Below are 21,001 nucleotides of genomic sequence, written 5' to 3'. Positions count from 1 at the left end.
CACGTGGGAGTGACGCCGATGGTAGCCCAGGGAAGTGCGTTGAACGGTCATTCAACTGTCAACGGCGGCTCGCAAGATTGCCGGCTATTCCCACCCCCTTCAGGAACCACCACGATGCGTCATCCTCTTTCCCGCGCCGTCGCCCTGGCGCTGGCCGCGTTGGTCGCCGGGCCGGTGTTCGCGCAGGAAGCCCCGCAGGAAACCGCGACCCGGCAGGCGTCCGATCCGGTCACGCTCGACCAGGTCGTGGTGAGCGCGCAGAAGCGCGTGACCAACCTGCAGGAAACGCCGATCTCGGTGTCGGTGCTCAACGACGAGGAACTGAAGGATCGCAGCGCGATTTCCCTCGGCAGCCTGGCCGACGGTTCGATTCCCTCGCTGCGTATCGCGCCGTTCGCCACCCGCAGCTCGGCGCTGAACATCGGCATCCGCGGCATCGGCGCCAGCGGCGATGCCAACCAGCCGGCGCGCGACCAGGGCGTGGGCGTGTACGTCGACGGGGTATTCCTCGGCCGCGCCCAGGGACTGGGGACCGCGCTGTACGACGTGGAACGCATCGAGGTGCTGAAGGGGCCGCAAGGCACGCTGTTCGGCCGCAACACCGAAGGCGGCGCCATCAGCATCGTGACCAAGGCGCCGACCGGCGAGTTCGGGCTGAGGGCCAACGTCGGCGTCTCCAATTACGACGGCTACAGCAGCGGCATGCACCTGGATCTGCCGCGCGTGGGCGACGTCAGCTTCAAGATCGACGCGGTGCAGGCGCATCGCGGCGGCACCACCGACAATCCGATGCGCGGCCAGGAGGATTTCAACGGCTACGACAAGCGCGGCGCCCGCCTCAGCGCGCTGTGGCAGCCGAGCGACAGCTTCGAGGCCCTGTACGCGCTCGATCATTCCTACGACGCGACCACGCCCTACCATGCGCAGTACCTGGGCGGCGGCAGCGCGCGGCGTGGCCCGCTGCTGAGCGCCGGCGCGCAGCGCGATCGGCGCGACGCGGCCATCATCGGCGTGCCGCAGGAAGAGAACGTCGGCAAGACCGATGGCCACCTGTTGAACCTGACCTGGACGCTGTCGGACGATCTGCAGCTGAAGTCGATCAGCTCGTACCGACAGCTTGAGCAGGGCCAGTTCGACAACGGCCTGAACGATGCGATCTCCTCGTTCGCGCCGAACGGCGAGTTCGGCCGCTACAGCCTGGCCAAGTTCTACCAGCACCAGTACAGCCAGGAATTCCAGCTGATCGGCAACACCGCGCAGGTGGAATACGTCGCCGGCGCGTTCTACTACCACGAGACCGTGGGCGACAACGCGCAGACCCCGAACACCCTGCGCTGGAACGCCGACGGCAGCGCCTACACCACGATCAACCAGCCGCTGGACCTGGGCAAGGTGCGCATCGACCGCGCCAGCAAGGCCAAGGCCGACAGCCTCGGCGTCTTCGGCCAGGCCACCTGGACGCCGGCCTCGATCGAAAACCTGCACCTGACCGCCGGCGGGCGCTGGACCAAGGACGACAAGGAAGGGCGGCTGCACACCTTGAACGGGGCGGCGTCCAACCTGGCATTCGAAGGCTCGTGGAGCCGCTTCGACCCGATGCTCAACGTGGCCTACGATCTCGGCGACGACACGATGGTCTATGCCAAGTGGAGCACCGGCTTCAAGGCCGGCGGCGCCAACTCGCGTTCGATCAGCTATCGCGCGTTCGCGCCGGAAGAGGTCGAAGCGATCGAACTCGGCGCCAAGACCCAGTTCTGGGACGACCGCGCGCGGTTGAACCTGGCGCTGTTCTCCGCCACGGTCAAGGACCGGCAGATGGACTTCTTCCTGCCGCTGGCGCCGGGCCAGACCCGTACCGTGTCCGATACCACCAATGCCAGCACCGACGGCAAGTCCAAGGGTGCGGAACTGGAGTTCAGCATCATGCCGCTGGATGGCCTGACCCTGAGCGTGGACTACGCCTACACCAAGGCCGACCCGCTGAGCGCGCCAAATCCGTACGTGGCCGGCAACCCGCTGGTCACCGTGCTGCCGCTGTACGCACCGGAAAACGCCGGTAGCGTCGGCATCGACTACCTGGTGCCGCTGGGCGCTTCGGCGCTGAAGTTCCACCTCGACGGCAACTGGTCCGACGGCTACTACACCAGCGAGGTCGAGCAGACCCTCACCGACAGCTCCTTCGTGGTCAACGCGCGCGTGGCCCTGATCGACGTGCCGCTGGGCAGCAGCGGGGCCACGGCGGAGTTCTCGCTGTGGTCGCGCAACCTGCTGGACGAGGAGCACCTGTTCTACACCAGCAATACCGCCAGCCTGGGCACCTACGGCATCTTCAACGACCCGCGCACCTTCGGGCTCGACGTCGCCATCCGCTTCTGAGGAACCATCACATGAAGAACAGCAAGCCACTGTTGGCCATCGCCATTGCCGCCCTCGCGTTCGACGCGCAGGCGCAGCTGCCGACCGACATCGCCGTCGAGCGCGTTTCGCCGACTAGGATCGCCGTGGTCTGGACCGGCGCGCTGGCCGCCGGCGAAAAACTCGACCTCGTGCTCAGCGATGCCCAGGGCAAGGTCTCCGGCAACGCCAAGCGGATCGACGATGCGCCCGGCGCCACCGGCCGCGTGGAACTCGAACATGCCGCCGGCACGCGTCCGTACGTGCTGGTCGACGACAACGAGGGCCACAAGGAAGTCGTCGCCGAACGCGTGCTGCCGCTGGAAGGCGGAGTCAATTTCCGCGACCTCGGCGGCTACCGCACCACCGATGGCCGCAGCGTCAAGTGGGGCAGGCTCTACCGTTCCGGCGTGATGAGCGACCTGACCGATGCCGACTACGCCTACCTGCAGAAGCTCGGCATCAAGACCATCTGCGACCTGCGTTCGCAGGAAGAGCGAAAGGTCGAGCCGACCGATGCGCAGCGCATCACCCAAGGTGGCGACTACTACAGCCTGGATTACAAGCTGGATTTCGACCCGGGCGCCTTCGCCAAGGCGTTCTCCACGCCGTCGGCCAACCCGGAAATGGCCGCGCTACGCGTGTTCGGCAGTTTCTACCGGACGATGCCCAAGATGTACGCGGCGCAGTTCAAGCAGGCCTTCGCCGACCTGCAGGAAGGCAACGGCCTGCTGTTCAACTGCAGCGCCGGCAAGGACCGCACCGGCGTGCTGGGCGCGCTGGTGCTCACCGCGCTGGGCGTGGCCCCGGACACGGTCAGCGCCGACTACGCGCTGAGCGCGCTGGTCTATCCGAAGCAGGAAGCCGCACGCAAGGCCAAGCATGCCGCGTCCAAGGCCAAGGGCGCGCCCAAGGCCGACGGGCCGCACAGCGCGACGATGGAAGCGATGGGCAAGCTGCCGCCGGAAGCGCTGAAGGTGTTGTCGGGAACCGACGCCTCGCTGATCGCGGCCGCGTTCGACCAGATCCGCAACGACTACGGCTCGCTCGACGCCTACTTCGAGAAGGAACTGGGCGTGAGCCGCGAAGACCGCAAGCGCCTGCAGGCGATCTACCTGGAGCCTGCGCCGCTGGTGGCCGCAAGCGAACGGCGCGCCGCCCGCTAGCGGACGCGGCATCCTGGGCGTCATTGCCAGCGCCGCCATTCATCGCGGTGGCGGTAGCGTTCGGCAGCGTAAGGGCGCGGCGCAGTTGGCCGCTTCGCCGCGCCCACGCTTGCGTACGGCACCACGGGCGAAACTTTGCGAGGACGGAAGAGATGCAACACGACAAGACGGGAAGCCGTCGATCCGGCTGGCGGTATCGCTTGCGCACGCTATCGCTGGCAAAAACATTCGGCTTCGCCTTGGGCGGCGCGATGCTGGCCGCTGGCGCCGGGGCGACGGCAACGTCGGTGCAGGCACCTGTGCCCGCGCACTGGGCGCGCTACGCCGCGCTCGCCAGCGGCGAATTGCAGCACCGCCTCAGCGACGGAGGCGGCGAACTGGTGACGCGATTGCATGCGTGGCTGGAGCAGCCGCAGGTGGCGGCCGCACAGGCCGGGCCGTGGGTGGTGCGCATCTGGATCTCGGCGCAGGGCGGCATCGAGCGCGCCGAGTTCCAGACGCTCGGCAGCCCCCAGGCCGATGCCGATCTGCGCGCGCTGTTGGCCGCCAAGCCGCTGTCGGCGCCGCCGCCGGCCGATATGCGGCAACCGCTGGTGCTGGGACTGTCGCTGCGCGCGAATCCGGATGACGCGCCGCCTGGCTCGCAGCACTGAGGCGCCGGCCGCGCGAGGTTCCATTTTCGTGCAGCCGCTCCTTCGCCGCTTCAACGGTTGGGGACGACCGGGCGTGGCGCGGGCGGCGGCGGCCGTTGCGGCGTGGTGGACTTGCCGAAGGCGTTGCCCATCCGCTGGCTGGTGGCGGCGCGATCCGCCAGTCCCAGTGCGGCCGGCGGGCGCCGGGCGATGCGCTCGGATGCGGTCATGGCGGCGGGCCGGACGTCGGCAGTTGTGTCTTGGCCGGCGAGCATCTGGCTGAAGCAGTCGTAGTCCGGGATGCGTTCGCCGTTCACTTCGACTTCGATGCAATGCAGTGCTGCGTCGTCGGCATCCGGCGGTTGCGGATCGGTCGCGTGCGCATCGGCCGCAAACAGCGCCAGGGCGATCGGCAGGATGGACAGGCGGGGACGCGACGTTCGAGGTCGGGGCATGGCTGTCACTGGATTGAAATCGAGCCCGATTAGTGTGATGGATTCCGCGTTGCGATGGTGGCGCGTCTTGCATGCAGTTTGATGACACCTGGACGCGACGCCATCGGTAGCCACACGCCGTGGCATGCGTTCGGATCATCCAGGGGCAGGTGGTGTTCGCTCGCCGTGTTGGCGCTCGCCTGGCTGCATCCGCCGCCAGCGTTCGCGGACACGCCTCGATCGGGCGACAGCGCGCAGGCGCGCGTGGAGGCGGTGCGCGCGTTCGACATTCCTTCGCAGCCCTTAGCCGATGCGTTGCAGGCGTTCGGGGAGACGACCGGATTGGCCGTGCTGATCGATTCGCGCCTGCTGGTCGGGCTGGAGTCGTCGCCGGTCGCGGGACGCTATCGGCAGAGGGAGGCACTGCAGTTGATGTTGGTCGGCACAGGGCTCGCGCCCAGGTACGTAGAGGACGGGGCGTTCACGCTGGTGGCGACTGGCACCGTCTCGCCCGGCACCGAAAACACGTATGCGGCGCCCGCGACGGGGGCAGGAAGCGCGGCTGCGCGCGCGGGCAGCGCGCGCGTCATCCAGCGCTCGCTGGAACAGGCCTTGTGCGCGTCGACGCTGGCGCGCCCGGGGCGTTATCGCGCCGGGGTGCGCTTCTGGCTGGACGAGCGCGACCGGATCCGGCAGCCGGAACTGTTCGAATCCAGCGGCGATGCGCAACGCGATGCGGAGATCGTGCGGCGCCTGGCCGGCTTGCCGCTGCGCGGCCTGCCGAGCGAGGTGCCGCAACCGGTGATGCTGTTGTTGCTGCCGGAATCGGACACGTCCACGCCACCGTGCAAGCGCTCGCGATGAGCGCCGGCCTGCGCAGCCTGTTCCTCGACAACTACGAGGCCTTCCGCAAGCGCCTGAGGCGGCGGTTGGGCTCGGACGATCTGGCGCTGGACGCGTTGCAGGAAACCTGGCTGCGGGTGGAGCGCATGGGCGCTGCCACCCAACCGCAGCGCAATCCGGTCGCCTACCTGTTCCGGATGGCGGTGAACGTCGCCTCGGACCAGCGCGCCAGCCAGGCGCGGGTGCTGACCGGCGAAGAAATCGAGGCGCTGATGGACGAGGACACCGGCGGCATCGATCCGGCGGTGGTCGCCTTCGGCCAGTCGGAACTGCTGCTGCTCGCGCAGGCGCTGCAGGAACTCAGTCCGCGGCAGCGCGCGATCCTGGTGGCGGCGCGGATCGAACAGCGGCCGTTGGACCTCATCGCCCAGCAACATGGCGTGTCGCTGCGGATGATCGGCAAGGAACTGAAGAAGGCGCTGCAGCACTGCGCGATGCGCCTGGACCGGCAAGTCGTGCAGCGGTTCGGTCCGGGCGCGGGAAAACCGTCCTGATGAATATGAAGACCACAGAACCGATGCACATCGGTGCGTCCGTCAGGGAGCAGGCGCAGCACTGGCTGCTGCGGCTGACGTCCGGTCGCGTCACCGCGGACGATGCGGAGGCGTTCCGCCGTTGGCGCCAGGCCGATCCGCTGCATGCGCGCGCCTTTGCCGAAGTCCGGCAGGTGTGGCGGGCGCTGGAGCCGGCGCACCGGCTGGCGGTGGTTGCCGAGCGCGAGCGTGCCGACGCCGCTCCGGCGCCCGGCACTGTCGCCACGCCGCTTGCGCCACGTCCGTGCGTCAGCGCCGGGCGCGGGCATGGGCGCGAGCGGCGCATGGGACGTCGCGCGTTCCTCGGCGGCGCGGTGGCGGCCGCCACGGGCTGGATGGTCGTCAAGTCGCCGTTAGGTCTATGGCCGGACTGGCAGGAACTGTCGGCCGACTACCGCACCGCCACCGGCGAAAGCGTCCAATTCGATGTGCAGGGATTGAGCATCGCGATGGCCACCCGGACCGCGCTCAAGCGCCAGTCCGGCGCAGGCCGATCGGTCGCTATGGAACTGCTGGAAGGCGAAGCGCAGTTCGAATTGCCGCGCGCCGCGGCGGCAGGTGTGTCGATCCTGGTCGCGGGAGCCGAGGTCATCGCCGCGCCCGGCTCGCGCATCAACGTGCGTTGCGTGGACGAGGACATCCGCGTGACCTGCCTGCAGGGCGAGGCGCGGGTCAGCCGCAACGGACGCAACGTGGTGCTGCAGCCGGCCTGGCAGGCGCGGTTGGCGCCGGACCGGATCGCATCGGTGGCGCAGGTCGATGCCGAGCGCATCGACGGTTGGCGGCACGGCCTGCTGATCTTCAATAACGAGCCGCTGGCGGCGGTCGTGGACGAGATCAATCGCCATCGCAGCGGCCGGATCGTGGTGACCAACGGCGCCCTGGCCGAGCGGCTGGTGCAGGCGCGGATCCCGCTCGATCGCCTGGACACCTTCGTCGACCTGGTGCGCGATGCCTATGGCGCAAGGATCCTGTCGATGCCGGGCGGCGTGGTCGTGATGAGCTGAGGCGGTCTTCAGGCGGTGCCGGACGATCGCAGGGGAGCGGTCGCCGCGTGCCGCGGATGCCGCAGGCGCGTCGGGCGCGCGTGTTGTAGCGCGTCCACATGACATCGGCATGAAACGCGCCAGGCGATTTGCGGCTGTTTCGCGGCGCTCATGAAATTTTTGTTGCAGCGGTTCAGTCCGCGCCGCAAGCGCCGGTCTTATCCCTCGTAACGAGCGCAACGCGGTGCATTGCGACGATCGTGGCCCGCGATGCGCGGCCATGATCGGCATGGATCGAAAGCGCTCGTCCATATCAGCGAACGATATTCCGACGGGTGGATGCAATGGTGAAACAGGCGAACCAGGCTGGCCGCACTTCCGCGAACCGCGGCTTGCGGATCAAGCCGCTGGCACATGCGATCACCGCGCTGCTGGTGGCCGGCGGCATGGCCGGCGGCGTGCATGCGCAGCAAGCGTTCAGTGCCGGCTGGTTCGCCACCAAGGGCGCGCAGCAGCAGGCCGCGGCCCAGACAGGGCAGTTGCCCAACGGCATGCCGGCCAACCTGCCGCGTCCCCAGCAGCAGACCCAGGAAGCGCGCGACAAGCTCAAGACCTCGCTGGAGAACCTGGGCACGGCGGCGCAGGCCATCGCCGTGCAGCAGCGCATGCAGCAGGCGGCGCGCGACGCGGCGCGGGTGCGCCCGGCCAGCGTGCCCGACGGATTGGGCGAAGGCGGCCTGAAGATCGACGACAACGCGCTGACCAGCGGTTGGCATAACGCGAAGGACCCCACCCAGGCGGTCGCCGGCGGCAAGACCACCGTCACCATCGAACAGACCGGCGACAAGGCGGTGCTCAACTGGGAGACGTTCAACGTCGGCCGCGACACGCTGGTGGATTTCCGCCAGGACGCGAGCTGGTCGGTGCTCAACCGCATCAACGATCCGCTGGCGCGGCCCTCGCAGATCCAGGGCCAGATCAACGCGCCCGGCACGGTGTTTCTGGTCAATCGCAACGGCGTGGTGTTCGGCGGCAGCAGCCAGGTCAACGTCAAGAACCTGGCCGCAGCGGCCGTGGACATCAGCGATCAGCAGTTCGCCAAGGGGCTCTACAGCGACGCCAAGGGCAGCGGGTTCGTTCCCACCTTCGCCAACGATCTCGCCAGCGCCACGAACGGCTTCGGCCAGGCCAGCGGCAGCGTCGTCGTCGAGCGCGGCGCCCAGATCACTACGCACACCCCGTCGACGGTCACCGAAGGCGGCGGCTACGTGATGCTGCTCGGCGCCGAGGTCCATAACCATGGCCAGATCAGCGCGGCCAACGGCCAGGCCACGCTGGCCGCCGGCGATGCCTTCGTGATCCGCAAGGGCATGGGCACCGAGCAGAACCAGACCTCGACCACGCGCGGCAATGTGGTGACCGCGTTGCGTTCCGGACCCGGCGCGAGCCAGGCCGCAGACGCGGCGCCGCGTGCCGGCGGCGTAGTGAGCAATACCGGCCTGATCCAGGCCAGCACCGGCGACATCACCTTGGCCGGACGCGACGTGCGCCAGCAGGGAACGCTGCTGTCGACCACGTCGGTGCATACCCGCGGCACCATCCACCTGAGCAACGACGCAGGCGACGCGGACGGCCAGGTTCGCCTGGGCGAAGGCAGCCTGACCGCGATCGTGCTCGACGACAGCGCGACCACCGCGCTGGACGTGCAGCGCGAGACCCTGGTCAAGGACGCGGACAAGCCGGGCGACGGCGTCCAGCATCGCCGCGACCAGTCGCTGGTGCAGATCGCCAGCGGCGGCGACGTGACCTTCGACGGCGGCAGCCTGACGCTGGCCACCAGCGGCCAGGTGCTGGTCGACGCCGCCGGCACCAGCCGGGTGCAGGAAGGCGCGCGCATCGACGTGTCCGGCCACGTGGGCGTGAAGATCGCGATGGAAGCGAACAACGTCCAGATCAACGTGCAGGGCAACGAGCAGCGCGACGCCCCGGTCAACCGCGACGGCAAGGCGCTCAACAACAACAACATCTGGCTGGACCGGCGCGACCTGGTGCTGGTCCCGGCGGGCACCAACGGCTACGAAGCCGATCGCTGGTACACCGCCGGCGGGCTGCTGGAAGTGGGCGGCTACCTGGGCATCACCGGCCATGGCATCGGCGAATGGTCGGCGCAGGGCGGCACCGTGCAGTTCGGCGGCGGCGAACTGGTCAGCCAACGCGGTTCCCGCATCAACCTGTCCGGCGGCACCCTCGACGTGCAGACCGGCTATGTCAACCAGACCCACCTCAAGGGCGCCGACGGCAAGCTCTACAACGCGTCGACCGCGCCGGGCGACCTGCTGTACACCGGCCTGTACCGCGGTTTCGAAGATACCCACGAACGTTGGGGCAGTGCCGCCAACGCGTACTACTACAGTCCCTTGATCGGCAGGCAGAAGCGGCTGGAGAACGGCTACACCGTCGGCCGCGACGCCGGCAGGCTGGTCGTCGCCACCCGCGCCGCCACGCTGGAAGGCGACATCGAGACCGCCACGTTCCAGGGCGACCGGCAGACCCAGGCGCGCGAGCAGGACCTCGACGGGTATCGCCAAAGCCAGACCGCCGCGGCCCGCAACGGCGAGCTGATCGTCGGCAGCTACGCCACGGTGTACGACAAGGATGTGCAGGATCTGCGCTACAGCGCCGGCGCGGTCGCCAAGGACATCGTCATCGGCCAGGCGGCCGGCGATGCCGATGCCGACGTCGATGCGGGCGATGACGGCGCCGCCTCGGACCCGGCCGATGCCGACGCGCGGCGCATCGTGCTGGACGCGGGCTGGCTCAACCGGCAGCAGCTGGGTTCGCTGCAGGCCTACGCGACGGACGCCGTGGAGGTGAACGAGGCGGTCGCGGTGGCGGCCGGTGGGCAGATCGCTTTGCACGCCACGCAGGTGGACGTTGGCGCCGATCTCACCGCGCGCGGTGGCCGCATTGCCCTGGGCAACGTGGTCGAGAAATGGACCGGCAACCTGGGATGGATCGAAACGGCGGTGGCGCCCGTGCCGGACGGCATGTCCGCGCGCACGGCGATCGATGAAGGTGTGGTGCTCGATACGCGCGGCCTGTGGACCAACCTGGCGCGGGACGGCGGCGACATCGGCGGCATGCCCTATGCGGGCGGCGGCGACATCGACGTGCGCAGCAGCGGCAGCGTGAGCGTGGGCAAAGGCGCGCTGCTGGACGCCTCGGCGGGCGCGGTGCTGATGGCCGACGACACCCTGCGCGGCGGACGCGGCGGCGACATCGCGCTGATCGCCAGCGACCTGTTGACCAGCGAGACCGTCGACGACGCCAAGCCGGGATGGTTGACGCTGGCAGGCGAAGTGCGCAGCCAGGGCGTCAAGGGCGGCGGCCGGCTGACCTTGCAGTCCGGCGGTTCGGTGGTGATCGGCGGTCAGGTGCCGGGCAGCGATGGCGTGCTGAGGCAAGGCGAGGCCTCGCTGATCGATCTGATCACCGAATCGGATTTCAGCGTGGCCGAGGGCGCCGTGCTGCCGTCGGACTATCGCTACACGCGCAGCCACGCCAAACCGGGCGAGGCGGTGGGTTCGGCCCCGGTGGTCGCGATGAACCGGCCGGAAACCCACCTGACGCTCGCTGCCGCCTGGACGCTGCCGTTGCCCGATTCCGGCGCCAGCTATTGGGTCAACACGTCCGCCGGCGAGCAGATCTTCGTGTACTCGTACAACCCGCCGCCGCAGTTGCCGGCCGGCACCGTCATCACCAACATCGATGGCACGTTTCCCACCGGCTATGTGGTACAGGGCAAGGTGTTCCCCAATGGCCTGGCGGTCAAGCCGGCGACGGCGGTGGTGAAGGCCGGCGATCGGGCACCGGTCGCGGTGGTGTTCGAGGCGGGAACCCGCATCGCCGCGGGCAGGGTGCTCCAGCAGGACGTCGCGGTGGCCGCGCCGCTGCATCTGGATGCGGACCTGTTCGCGCAGGGTTTTTCTTCCTACGAGATCCACGGGCAGCAGAGCCTGGCGGTCGCCGAGGGCGCCACGATCGACGTGCGCATGCCGGTGCTGCAATGGGACCGGTCCAGCGCGCGGTTGGTCGAGACCGGGGCCGATCCGAGCGCGGCATTGACGCTGTGGCAGCCGCCGCAGTTCCAGGAAGACGTGACCGCGGCGCGGCTATCCCTCCGCGATGGCGCCGACCTGCAACTGTACGCGGGCAGCCGTTTCGGCGCGCCGTCGACCCTGTCGATCGGACAGGGCGCGCGCATCGGCGTCGATCCCGGGCGCAGCATCGGCTTGACCGGCAATGGGCAAATCACCGTGGAAGGCACGCTGCGCGCTGCAGGCGGCCACATCGATCTGCACATCGACGACTTCGATCCCGCGCTGAACACGGGCCAGTCGCATGACCGCTCGCTGTGGATCGGCGAAACCGCGCTGCTGGATGTCGCCGGTCTCGCGCATGTCGCGCTGGACGCGCAGGGCCGCCGCTATGGACAGGTGACCGATGGCGGCCGCATCCAGATCGGCGGCACGTACCAGGCCGATGCCACCGAGGTCGGCGCAGCCGACGCGTTCGTGGTGGTGCGTCCCGGTGCGCGGCTGGAGGCGTCCGGCGCGGCGGCCACGCTCGACGTTCCGCAAGGGCAGGCGGCCCCGATCGCCTCCGATGGCGGGCTGATCCATCTGGCCAGCTCCAATGGCCTGTTCGTCGATGGCGACCTGCGCGCGGCGGCAGGCGGCGCCGGCGCGGCGGGCGGCACCCTGGCGCTGGCGCTGGAAACGCCGAACTATCCGCTCGTCGACAGGCCGGATCCGCGCGTGCGCAGCGTGCGTGAAATGCACCTGGTGGCCGAGCAGGAGCGCGAAGCGCTGCCGGAACAGCTGCAACCGGGGTACGCGGGGACCGGGTTGGACTACGGCCATGCGCGCATCGGCGTGGACCGGATCCAGGCCGGCGGCTTCGACAATCTCTCGCTGCTGGTCAACGGCGTTCTCGGCATCGGCGATGGCGTGGACCTGCAGCTGGGCCAGAGCCTGCGCCTGACCGCCGGCAGCATCAGTCTTGCGCCGGGTTCACAAGGCGCCGACATCGCGCTGGCGGCCCCCTACGTGCGGCTGGCCGGCGCCACCCGCTCGCAGAAAGACCACCACGCCATGCCCTACCCGGTGCCTTCGGGCTTGCCGGACGTTCTCGAAGGCTCGCGCCTGACGATCGACAGCAGCCTGCTGGATGTCATCGAAGACGTGGCCTTCGGCACCGCCGGCATCGCGGCCCAGGCCAGCGGCACGCCGCTGGACGTGCAACGCGCCGGCTTCGAAACCGTGGAGCTGCGCAGCCAGGGCGATCTGCGCTTCCTCAAGGCCACCGCCAAGGATCGGACGTCGCTGGACACCGGCGGCGACCTGGTGCTTGCGGCCAGCCAGATCTATCCGGCGACCGGCGCGCTGGCCGAGGTGAACGTCGGCCGCTATCCCTACTTGAACCAGTGGGGCGGCGAAGCCGTGGCGTTCGACGGCGAGCGCAGCCTGCGCATCGAGCGCATCGAGCGCATCGAGCGCACCGGCAGCGCCGAGCCGCGCGTGCCGTTCTCCGTCTTCGGCAGCCTGTATCTGCGCTCCGGCGCGATCGACCAGGGCGGCGTGCTGCGCGCGCCGCTGGGCACGATCGTCATGGGCAGTGGCAACACGTTGGTGGATCCGGACGAACACGACGTCGGCCAGCCGAGCAACGTGGTCCTTCGTCCCGGCAGCATCACCTCGGCCAGCGCCGCCGGATTGACCATGCCCTACGGCGGCACCGTCGACGGCCTGACCTACACCTACGATGGCCGCGACGTGACCTATCAGGGCCTCGGCAGCCTGATGGGTTCGGTGCAGTTGGACGGCGGCAGGATCGAGGTGCAGGACGGCGCATCGATCGATCTGTCCGGTGGCGGAAAACTGGCCGGTGCGGCGTTCCTGTCCGGGCGCGGCGGCTCCACCGATGCGCGCCTGAATCCGCTGGTGCAGATGGCGGCCGATGGCGGTGGCTTCGTGCTGCCGGGCCTGTCGACCAATCCGGTCTATGCGATCGTCCCGGGCACGCAGCCGGGCTACGCGCCGGTAGCGCAGGAACACGGCGCCGGCGATCCCGCGATCGGTCGGCAGATCACCCTGGGCGAAGGCGTGCCCGGCCTGCCCGCCGGCACCTACACGCTGCTGCCGTCCTCGTACGCCTTGCTGCCCGGCGCGTTCCGCGTCGAGCTCAACGGCCTGGCCAACAGCGTGGCGGCCGCCGGCGCGGTCAGCCCGATGCGCAACGGCTCCTACGGCGCATCCGCGCGGCTGAGCGTCGCCGGTACCGATATCGCGGACGCCTTGCCGACCCAGGCGATCCTCACCTCGGCCGACACGCTGCGCGCCTATTCGCAGTACAACGAAACCAGCTTTGCCGAGTTCGGCCTGGCCTGGGCCGAGCGCGACGGCGTGCCGCGGCCGCTGCTCGAGCGCGACGCCAAGACCCTGCACCTGGCGCCGGGCAATGGCCTGGACGATCGCCACGGCCTGCAGATGGCCGACGGCACGGTGCGCTTCGCGGCGGCCGAAGGCGGTTACGGCGGCACCTTGGTGGTGCGTGGCCGGGACATCGAGATCCTGGGCGAAGGCGCTGCCGCGACCGAAGGATTCGACGGCGTCTCGCTGCATGCCGATGTGCTCAACGGAGTGGGTGCTTCGACCCTCAGCATCGGCAATGAGTTGATATCGCAGTTCACAGACGTGCAGCGCAGGACGCAGGACGCGCACCTGGTCAGTCTCGGCAACGTCTACACCAGCGCGCGTTCGATCACGCTGCGCGAAGGCGCCGTGCTGTCCGCGGCCCAGGTATTCCTGATCAGCGGGCAGCCCGCGGGCGGCATCACCGTGGAGCAGGGCGCCTCCATCGACACGCTGGGCCGCGGCGCGGCGGCCTGGGACTCGAAGCTGGGCTACGTGTTCGACCCGGGCCTCAATGGTGTGTTGGCGCTGTCCAATGGTTGGCTGGACATGCTGGCACCGAAAGCCAGCGATGGTCTCTACGGTTCCGGCAGGATCGATATCGGCGCCTGCGCCGAGGGCGCCAGCTGCACGGGCAGCACGCGGCTCTACGCCGAGGGCACGATCACCGCCGCGACCGAGAAGGCGTTCCTGCTGGACGACTCGGTGCGCTACGGCACCCGCAACCTGGTGTTGGCGGTGGGCGGCGTCAACATCGGCAGCGAACAGGCGCTGGCCGATGCCGCCGCGCGCGGCGTCCTGCCCAATGGCCTGACCCTGAACCAGCAGGTGCTCGACCGGTTGTTGGCGGGCGACACCAGCACCGGCGCGCCGGCGTTGGAGAACCTGGTGCTCACCGCGCGCGATTCGGTGAACTTCTTCGACTCGGTGGAGTTGTCCACGTTCGACGCGCTCACCGGCAAGTCGTCGTTGAAGCAGTTGGTGTTGGGCACCCCCGCGCTCTACGGCCATGGCGATGCGGCGGACGTGGCGCGCATCGAAACCGACACGCTGGTCTGGAACGGCGCCAAGGGCGCCGCCGGCAGCCTGGTCGCCGGCGGCCCGGGTTCCGGCAGCGGCCAACTGGTCGTCGATGCGCGCCAGATCGAGTTCGGCTACGGGCCGCGCAGCCAAGCGGACACGCTGGCCACGCACGACCGCCTGGCCCTGGGATTCGCCAGCGTCGCGCTCAATGCCAGCGAACGGATCACCGCCAACCACAAGGGCAGCCTGTCGGTTTACCAGTCCCGCGATGGCTGGGACGACGCCAGCAAGTCGTTCCGCTACAGCGGTGGCGATCTCAGCATCTCCACGCCCTTGCTGACCGGCCATGCCGGTTCGGTGAACACGATCAAGGCCGGCGGCAACATCACCGCCACGGCACCCGCGGGCACCGGTCGGCCCTCGCCGGACAACGCCGCGCTGGCCGATGCGCTGGGTGCCGAACTGGTCCTGGACGCGCGCGGCGCGCTGACGCTCGACACCGCCGTCCTGCTGCCCAGCGGCAGGCTGACACTGGCGGCGGACGGCGACGTGGCGCTGGCCGATCGCGCATGGCTGGATCTGGCCGGCAGGAAGATCGATTTCTACGATGTCAGCAAATACAGCTGGGGCGGCGACGTCGTCCTCGACAGCCGCCAGGGCGATGTCCTCCAGTCGGCGGCGTCGCGCATCGATATCTCCGCCGACTTCAACCGCGCCGGCAAGCTGACGGCGATGGCGCTGGAAGGCGGCGTCGACCTGGCCGGCGCGATAGCCGCCGGCAGCAGCGGGCACTACGACGCCGGCGGCACCGCGGTGCCGTTCGCTTCCGGCTACATCGACGTGCGCGGCCAGCGCATCGCCGACTTCAGCGGCCTCAACGCCAGGCTGACCGCAGGCGAAGCGTTCGGCGGCCGCAGCTTCCAGCTCGGGCAGGGCGACCTGGCCGTCGGCGACGAACTCAAGGCGCGCGAGATCAACGTCTCCGTCGACAACGGCAGCCTGACCGTCAACGGCACGGTCGATGCCAGCGGCGAGCAGGTGGGCAGCATCCGCCTGGCGGCGAACGCGGGCGTCACCCTGGCCGGCAGCGCGGTGCTCGACGCCAGCGGCAGCGTGTTGCGCACGGACAGCTACGGCAAGGCGATCGAGGCGCCGAACCGCGCGACGATCGAAATAGATTCCGGCGACGGCCGCCTGGCGATCGGCAGCGGGGCGCGCATGGACCTGGGCGTGGCTGGCGCGAGCGCCGACTACGGCACCGTCACGCTCAACGCGCCGCGCCTGGGTGGCGCCACCGGCAACGACGTGGACATCGACGCGTCGGGCACGGTGCGGATCGCCGGCGCCCGTGCGGTCACCGTCAATGCCTTCCACCGCTACGACGACGCCGCTGCCGGGACGGATATCGGCGTGGACGGCCGCGACTACCAGACCATCGACCAGGCCTACCTGGACCGCAAGCATGCCGACAGCCAGCAGTTCGTCGCCAACGCGCTGGCGAACGGCGGCCTGATGAACGGCAAGCTGGGCGGACTGCGCGCCTACGGCAACCAGTTCCATCTCCGCCCGGGGATCGAGATCGTCAGCAGCACGGCCGATGGCGATCTGCACATCGATGGCGACATCGATCTGTCCGGCCATCGCTACGCCAGCGTCAATCCGCATGCGCAGCTGACCGGCGCGTACGGCTCGGGCGAAGCGGGCGCACTGCTGATCCGCGCGGGCGGCGACCTGGAAATCTTCGGCAGCCTGAGCGACGGCTTCGACGGATCGAAACTGCCGGTCTCGCCGGACGACAAGGGCTGGGTGCTGCCGGCCGGGCGCATGCCCTGGGGCGGGGACCTGATCATTCCGCATGGCGGCCTGGTCACCCTGGCCGAAGGCACGCAGTTCGCGGCCGGGCGCACGCTCAATTACGACCTGCCCACCCAGGCCATGACGCTGCCGACAGGCACGGTGCTGCCCGTCGCGATGCCGCTGGAGCAGGCGCTCACGCTGCCGGCAGGCAGCGTGCTCGGCGCGGCGGTGCGCGATGCCGGCGGCAACGTCGTCCATGCGGCGGGCACGGTGCTGCAGCAGCCGGTCGAACTGCAGCCGGGCATGCAACTAGGCGCCGGGTTCCGCCTGCCGTCGGAAACGCAGATGGCCGCGTTCGTGTGGCCGGGCGGCGTGCCGCTGCCGGCGAACATGACCCTGGAGCGGCCGCTGGCATTGGCCAAGGGCGCGATCGTGCCCGGCGAGACCGACGTCAAGCTTCCCGGCGACGCGGTCATGGTCAACCTGCGTCCGGCGGTCGATGCCGACGGCAACCAGGGCAGGACCTGGGCGTTGGCGCCGATGTTGCCGCAAGGGTCGCAATCGTGGGATCTGCGCCTGGTCGCCGCTGCGGACACGGCGGCGGCGGACACCCGGCTGGTCCGGCACGGCAGCGATGCCCGCCTGCACTTGGCCGATACGCACTTCGGCCTGGGCTTCATGGAAGTGGAGATTCCCGGCAGCGGCAGGCCGGCGACCTATCACTGGGCGCCGGATGTCGACGTGGCGACGTGGGAATCGATTGGTGTTGTCGGCATCGTGCCTGGCGAAGAGATTTCGGCGGACATGATGCAGATGCTGCGCAACATGGGCTTGATCTCCGAAACGCCATTGGAACTCAACGACTGGGGGCTTGGCGCGGTGGCCGGGGTCCTGGATCCAGGCAAGCCCGCCGAAACACGCGTGGAAGGCCGGCCGGCACGCCAGCAACTGTTCAGCGTGCTGCGCACCGGCACCGGCGATCTGGACCTGATCTCCGGCGGCGATTTCCAGATGAGTTCGCCCTATGGCATCTACACCGCAGGCACCGCGTCGGCATCGCTGGGCTTGGCGTACGACCAGCGCCGGGGCCGACTGGCCGATGGCAGCGTGCTCGGCAGCGAAGGCACGGAGTACGAGGCCTGGGTCGACGGTGGCCAAGGCAGCCTGTACCAGGCGTGGTACCCGGAGCATGGCGGCAACCTGCTGCTGCGCGCGCAGGGCGACGCCATCGGCGATCTCATCGGTCACAACGCCGGGCAGTACCGGTTCAACGTGACGCTGGGCAACATTCGCGAACATATCGGCACCACCGCGGTGGGCAGCTGGCTCTGGCGCCAGGGCACCGGCAGCGTGGACACCGGCGCGGACGCCGTGCCGGCGGCCTGGTGGATCAACTTCGGCACGTATGTGGCCGGGCCGGCCAATGGCCAGCGGGACGAGACCGGCCAGTCGTTGTTCGCCAATACGCCGTTCCTCACCGGATTCACCGGGATCGGCACGCTGGGCGGCGGCAACCTCAGGGTGGAAGCGGATGGCGACGCCGGCATGATCGGCGCGCGCGGCGATGCCGCGCTCACCGGACAGACGGGAAATACCCGCTCCTATGCGCCGCGCAGCCAGGGTCTGCACCTGGCGGTCGCCAGCACAGGGCGGATGACAGCGGCCGGCGAGCTGGTACAGACCGGCGGTGGCGATCTGGACATCCGCATCGGCGGCGCGCTCAATCCCAACCCGGGCCTGCAGCGCAACGAGCACGATCTCAACAGCACCTTCGTCAACCTGCGCGGCGCGCTGAACCTGCAGGCCGGCGCCGTCGGCGGCGTGCAGCTGCGCTATGGCGTGCTCGACCAGATGGACTCGCGCGGCGGCGATCCCTTCGCCGCCGGACGTTCGCTGTCGGGCGGCGGACCGGTGCTGGTGGTCGGTGATGCGACCGCACGCCTGGACAGCCGCGGCGATCTGGTTCTGGGCGGCGTGGTCGACCCCGGCCGCAGCCTGCAGTACAACGCCACGCCGTTCTCCTACCAAGGCGTCGCACACGAGGGCGAGGGCTGGAGCTGGTTCTCGCTGTGGACGCCGGCCAGTGCGGTGGATCTGTTCAGCGCCGGCGGAAATCTGACCCCGACCACGGCGTGGGCCGAGAGCGGCGTGTCGGAAGACGTGGTCAGCCCCTCCCACGGCCGCAACCAGTCGGCCACCCTGGACGGCCATTTCTATCCCTCGATCCTGCGCGCGGTCGCGGCCAACGGCAGCATGTACTACGGCGTGGGTACCACCCCGCTGCTCAACCCGATGGCCCCCCAGTCGCCATTGCGGGTGTCGATGGGCCTGACCCTGGCGCCGTCGCCGCACGGCGAGCAGTTCGTCAACGTCACCGGCAAGGGCGAACTGCAATTGCTGGCGATGGACTCGATCTACGCCAGCGGCTATCCGATCACCGCCTCGACCGCCGACCCGCTTGCGCTGACCAGTCCGTTCCGTCCCGGCTTCTCCGGCCTGCTGTCCTACACCGGCGGCGGCCAGTGGGGCTTCGATCCGGTGCGCGTGCACAACGTGGCCCCGGAAGCGGCGGCCTATAGCGACTGGGCGCTGGAGGGCGGACGCTATAACGGCGCCGCGCTGTTCACCTTCGCCAGTGCGGCCACGTCCGCCTACGCGCCGCAGGCGCAGCAGCCGGCGCAGTACTACGCGGTGCAGGGCGACATCGTGGGGCTGCGTACCGGCAACATCGCCTCGCTGGGCTACCAGGGCCGCGACGGCGTGCGCTACGAAGGCTCCATTCCGGTGGCCATCCGCGCCGGCCGCGACATTACCGATTCCGGCACGCCCCTGGGCAAGAACGACACCGTCGTCGCCGGCAAGGGCAACCTGATCTCGCACACGCATGCGGACGACATCTCGGTGGTGGAAGCGGGCCGCGATATCCGCCACAGCAGCTTCTACATCACCGGTCCCGGCCTGCTGGAAGTGACCGCCGGGCGCCACCTCTACTTCGCGGACAAGGGCGAATTGAAGAGCCTGGGGGCGGTCGTGAACGTCTCCCCGGACGATCGCAGCAGCGGCGCGAGCATCGCCGTTGCCGCCGGCATGGGCGATGGCGCGAACTGGTCCGGCTTTGCGGAGCGTTACCTGGATCCCGGCAACCAGGCCGATTCCGAACGGCCGTTCGCCGATCAGCCCGGCAAGGCCTTGACCATCTACAGCGGCGAGCTGACCTTGGCGCAATGGCTACAGCGCGAGTTCGGCTACAGCGGCGATGACGCCGGCGCCGCGGCGTTCCTGGCCGGCAAGCAGGCCGAGCTGGACCAGCGGCGCAACGACGCCGTGGCGCAGGGACAGGCCGCCAGCAATCGCTCGCTTTCCCGCGAATACAAGGTCGAGAGCCGACTGCACCTGGTGAACTGGCTGAGCGAGCGCTTCGGCAACGGCAACGGCAGCGGCAATGGCCTGGGCCTGCATTTCGACGCGGCGACGATGGATGCGCGTGCGTTCTTCGACGGCCTGCCGCCGGAACAGCAGCGCGCCTTCCTGCGCAACGTGTACTACGCCGAACTCAAGATCGCAGGACGCGAATACAACGACCAGGACGGCCAACGCTTCGGCAGCTACCTGCGCGGCCGCGAGGCCATCGCCACGCTGTTGCCGGAGCGCGACGCCGCGGGCCACAAGCGCGTCTACGAAGGGGACCTGACCCTGTTCAGCAGCGCGCTCTACTACGACAGCTGGGTGCTCTCGAACGGCATCGGCAAGGACCGCCCGACCCCCGGCAAGACCTACATCACCAAGGCCGAATGGGAGGCGTTGGGCAGCCCGGGCTACGACGTGGCGTTCTACGACGTGCTCGATGCCGGCATCCACACCAACTTCGGCGGCGACATCAGCATCATGACGCCGGGCGGACGCACGTTGGTGGGCGTGGACGGCGGATTCGTTCCGGGTGCCGGATCGGGCGTGATGACCCAGGGCGAGGGCGACATCAACCTGTACGCGCTCGACGACATCCTCATGGGCCAGAGCCGCATCTTCACCACCTTCGGCGGCAACATCCTGGCCTGGTCCGCGCAGGGCGACATCAACGCCGGCCGCGGCAGCAAGACCACGGTGGTGTACACCCCGCAACGCCGCGCCTACGACGACGTCGGCAACGTCAGCCTGTCGCCGAGCGCGCCGAACACCGGTGCGGGCATCGCCACGCTCAATCCCGTACCCGAAGTGCCGCCGGGCGACATCGACCTGATCGCGCCGCTGGGCACCATCGATGCGGGCGAGGCCGGCATCCGCGTGTCCGGCAACGTGAACCTTGCGGCCTTGCAGGTGCTCAACGCCGAGAACATCCAGACCCAGGGCGAAGCCACCGGCATTCCGGTGGTGGCGGCGGTGAACGTCAGCGCGTTGACCTCGGCCAGCGCGGCGGCCAACAGCGCGGTGCAGGCCGCGCAGGACATGGTGAAGCGGCAGACGCAGCAGTCGCGGCCCTCGGTGATCAGCGTGCAGGTGCTGGGATTCGGCGAGGATTCCAGCAGCGTCGAGCCCCCGCGCAAGGACGAGGGCTACGACAGCAACAGCGTGGTGCAGGTGGTCGGCATGGGAGAGCTGACGCCCGAGCAACGCGCGCGCTTGGCGCCGGACACGCAATGACCGCAATCGTCATGGCGCTCGT

General features: G+C 69.4%; 8 protein-coding genes. 7 read left to right on the top strand and 1 reads right to left on the bottom strand.

Annotation, left to right across the window (positions count from 1 at the left end):
- The first annotated feature begins 114 nt into the window (after positions 1–114).
- From NUG20_RS18750 to NUG20_RS18740, 3 genes are all read left to right on the top strand, one after another.
- The gene (locus NUG20_RS18750) at positions 115–2,376 is read left to right on the top strand and encodes a TonB-dependent receptor (protein WP_263395922.1); all 2,262 of its coding nucleotides are present in this window, start codon (positions 115–117) and stop codon (positions 2,374–2,376) included.
- An 11-nt stretch (positions 2,377–2,387) separates the two neighbouring features.
- Positions 2,388–3,560 (top strand): tyrosine-protein phosphatase, encoded by a 1,173-nt coding sequence (locus tag NUG20_RS18745; RefSeq protein ID WP_263395921.1) that lies wholly within the window; start codon positions 2,388–2,390, stop codon positions 3,558–3,560.
- Positions 3,561–3,760: 200 nt separating this feature from the next.
- Positions 3,761–4,213: an energy transducer TonB gene (locus NUG20_RS18740; protein WP_263395920.1), complete on the top strand. Its 453-nt coding sequence runs from the start codon at positions 3,761–3,763 to the stop codon at positions 4,211–4,213.
- A gap of 50 nt (positions 4,214–4,263) precedes the next feature.
- Here the strand turns inward: NUG20_RS18740 and NUG20_RS18735 are convergent, their stop codons facing one another.
- Positions 4,264–4,656: a hypothetical protein gene (locus NUG20_RS18735; RefSeq protein WP_263395919.1), complete on the bottom strand. Its 393-nt coding sequence runs from the start codon at positions 4,654–4,656 to the stop codon at positions 4,264–4,266.
- Positions 4,657–4,812: 156 nt separating this feature from the next.
- Between NUG20_RS18735 and NUG20_RS18730 the strand changes: the two genes are divergently transcribed.
- The 4 genes from NUG20_RS18730 (at position 4,813) to NUG20_RS18715 (ending at position 20,979) form a co-directional block, all read left to right on the top strand.
- The gene (locus NUG20_RS18730; RefSeq protein WP_263395918.1) at positions 4,813–5,490 is read left to right on the top strand and encodes an STN domain-containing protein; all 678 of its coding nucleotides are present in this window, start codon (positions 4,813–4,815) and stop codon (positions 5,488–5,490) included.
- Complete coding sequence (locus NUG20_RS18725; RefSeq protein WP_263395917.1) at positions 5,487–6,023, top strand: RNA polymerase sigma factor; 537 nt, start codon at positions 5,487–5,489, stop codon at positions 6,021–6,023. Before NUG20_RS18730 ends, NUG20_RS18725 begins: the two co-directional genes overlap by 4 nt.
- Positions 6,023–7,069: a FecR family protein gene (locus NUG20_RS18720; RefSeq protein WP_263395916.1), complete on the top strand. Its 1,047-nt coding sequence runs from the start codon at positions 6,023–6,025 to the stop codon at positions 7,067–7,069. Before NUG20_RS18725 ends, NUG20_RS18720 begins: the two co-directional genes overlap by 1 nt.
- 326 nt (positions 7,070–7,395) lie before the next feature.
- Positions 7,396–20,979: a filamentous hemagglutinin family protein gene (locus NUG20_RS18715; protein ID WP_263395915.1), complete on the top strand. Its 13,584-nt coding sequence runs from the start codon at positions 7,396–7,398 to the stop codon at positions 20,977–20,979.
- The last annotated feature ends 22 nt before the right edge of the window (positions 20,980–21,001 follow it).

Source organism: Xanthomonas sp. CFBP 8443 (assembly GCF_025666195.1).
Classification (GTDB): domain Bacteria; phylum Pseudomonadota; class Gammaproteobacteria; order Xanthomonadales; family Xanthomonadaceae; genus Xanthomonas_A.
This window is presented reverse-complemented; position numbering and strand designations above follow the sequence as displayed.